Here is a 2,549-nt window from a genome sequence, read left to right as displayed (position 1 = left end):
CAGCTCTCGCGTTGCTCGCGGCTGACGAGAAGTTCACGGTGCTGAACAGCAACAAGGGCATCGTCGATGCCGATTACTACGACCGGCCGAGGTATCGCGACACCTTCAAGCGGATCTTCGACGCACTCCGCGAGCAGCAGGTGTTCACTCGCAGTCTGCCCGAGATCGAGAACCGTGAGCTCTTCAAGCTCTCACCCTTCAAGGCCTTGAACCGTGACCAGGCGATCGCGATGGAGGACATCCTCGAGGGCCTGTTCGACGACTGGAACGACAAGGCAGCGACTCCGATCACCGTTCAAGGGGATCCTGGCACCGGCAAGACGATCGTCGCCGTCTACTTGCTCAAGCTCCTCCAAGACCTCGCCCAGGGCAAGGGGCTCGACGATGTCGAGAGCGACGCGCTCTTCTCCGACTTCTTCACCGAGGACAACCACCGTCTGCTCGATGGTTCGCGGCTCGGCCTCGTCGTTCCGCAGCAGGCGTTGCGAGCGTCCCTCAAGCGCGTGTTCGCGAAGACCCCCGGTCTCGACAAGACGATGGTGCTCACTCCCTTCGAGGTCGGGAAGAGCGATGAGCCCTGGGACCTGCTCGTCGTCGATGAATCGCACCGCCTCAACCACCGCGCCAATCAAGCGTCCGGCATGCAGAACAAGAGCTTCGGGGAGATCAATGAGAAGTTGTTCGGCGCCGACGCCGACCACCTGACACAAGTGGATTGGATCCGGAAGCAGAGCCGGCACCAGATCTTCCTGATCGATTCGCATCAGAGCGTGCGCCCGGCCGACCTCCCGCAAGCGACGCAGAAGGCGCTCATCGACGAGAGCGACGCCGCGGATCGCCGCTACCGACTCTTCACGCAGATGCGCGTGCAGGGTGGAGCGGACTACGTGTCCTTCGCGCGAGCGCTCCTGAGTGACAAGCCCCGCGAGCGTGAGGACTTCGGAGCCTACGATGTGCGGTTCTTCGACGACCTCGGCGAGATGCACGACGCGATACGCGCCCGCGATGCTGAAGTCGGTCTCTCCCGCCTCGTTGCCGGGTACGCCTGGGAGTGGAGGAGCAAGAATGACTCCGCCGCGATCGACATCGAGATCGACGGTCGCCAGCTGCAATGGAACCAGACCCAGACCGACTGGATCACCTCAGCGGGGGCGGTCGAGCAGGTCGGATCGATCCACACCGTGCAGGGGTACGACCTCAACTACGCGGGCGTCGTCATCGGGCCGGACGCGCGGTTCGACCAAGACGCGCAGCGTGTCGTCTTCGACCGATCGAACTACTTCGACAAGAAGGGTATGGAGAACAACCCGCGGCTCGGGATCGAGTACTCGGATGAGGACGTCCTCCGGTTCGTGACGAACGTGTACTCCGTCTTGCTCACGCGCGGGGTACTCGGCACCTACCTGTACGTGGTTGACCCGGCGCTGCGGGAGCACTTGCGCGCGATCATCCAGGCGCGCTGAGCCGACCCCGAGTAGCAGCCCTGATTCCCGCTCGCCTCACGCGAAATCGTGCTTGGGCTGCTGCAGACCTTGCACGCGCCGCGGCTCACCGCCGTCCCCGAAGGGAGCGGCACGTCCGTCGTTGCCGGCGCGACTGGGCTGTTGAACGGGAGGACGGACGAGCCTTGATCAGTGTCGCCGCTCGCGGCGACGCTGCGGTTGAGCACGCCCGTTTTGTTCGCCTGGTTCATGGAGGCGACCGGGGATGAATGCGACGCAGTCGGGGAGGCACGGCAGCGAATGGTCGTGCACGGGGTGCGTGCCAGGGAGCGGGACAGCTCGTAGGCTTCGCCGCCGTACGTGCCGGGGATGGACGCCGCAGGTGTGATCGACGAGGTCGGGCCCGACGTCACCGGGTGGCAGGTCGGCGACGTGGTCATGGCGATGGCGCTGCCGCTCAGCGCCCACGGTGGCGCCTACGTGCAGGAGGTCGTCGCGCCGGTGATCGTCGAAGTCGTGGTCGTGCGGATCGATGTCTACGCTGACTACGGCGGATGGCGGATCAAGGGTGCGGTTCGAAGCGCTCGTGAGCGGCTCTACTCGGTGGGTGGGGAAGTCGCCGTCCGATTGGAGATGCAAGACGGGCGAGCGGTTGTGATCGTGTTCAGGGACCCGAGGACAGCACAGGCGTGCGGCAAGTTCTCTGCGACCGGGACTGAAGGCGCTCAGCCTGCCAAACCAGCCCGCCGAAGCGGACCCGTCAGCGGCCGCGCGCTGCTCCGCTCCGGACGCCGACCCACAGGCCGTCGCGCGCGCGAGTTACCCCACGTAGAGCTCGCGGCGCCCTCGCTCTCGGCGCTCCCGTTCGGTCTCCGACAGGTCGGCCGAGGCAGCATCGAGCAGCCGGGGGTCGATATGCGCGAGGAGCATCTGCTTGAACTCAAGGCCCTTCGCACGTTTCACAGTGCCGACCCGTACCGCGTCCGAGGTCCGTCCCGCGTACTGCTGCAGTGAGACGGTCGACGAGCCGTGACCATCAAGGACGAAGGGCGCCGAGTAGGCAGCCCACGGACATGCTGCAAGGCGTCGCCGATCGAATCATCGCGT

2 protein-coding genes are annotated in these 2,549 nt (G+C 65.4%); both read left to right on the top strand.

What is annotated here, in order from left to right; translation table 11 throughout:
• Positions 1 to 1,463 (top strand): DNA/RNA helicase domain-containing protein (locus I5E_RS20065; protein ID WP_022908556.1); only part of this gene is annotated, 1,463 nt, incomplete at its 5' end.
• Positions 1,464 to 1,802: 339 nt separating this feature from the next.
• Entirely contained in the window at positions 1,803 to 2,456 is a 654-nt protein-coding gene (locus tag I5E_RS27485) for an alcohol dehydrogenase catalytic domain-containing protein (protein WP_083858076.1), read from the top strand.
• Positions 2,457 to 2,549: the final 93 nt, after the last annotated feature.

It is taken from the genome of Curtobacterium sp. B18 (genome assembly GCF_000333375.1).
Classification (GTDB): Bacteria; Actinomycetota; Actinomycetes; order Actinomycetales; family Microbacteriaceae; genus Curtobacterium.
Note: the sequence above shows the minus strand (reverse complement) of the source record. Positions and strands in the feature narration are given on the sequence as shown.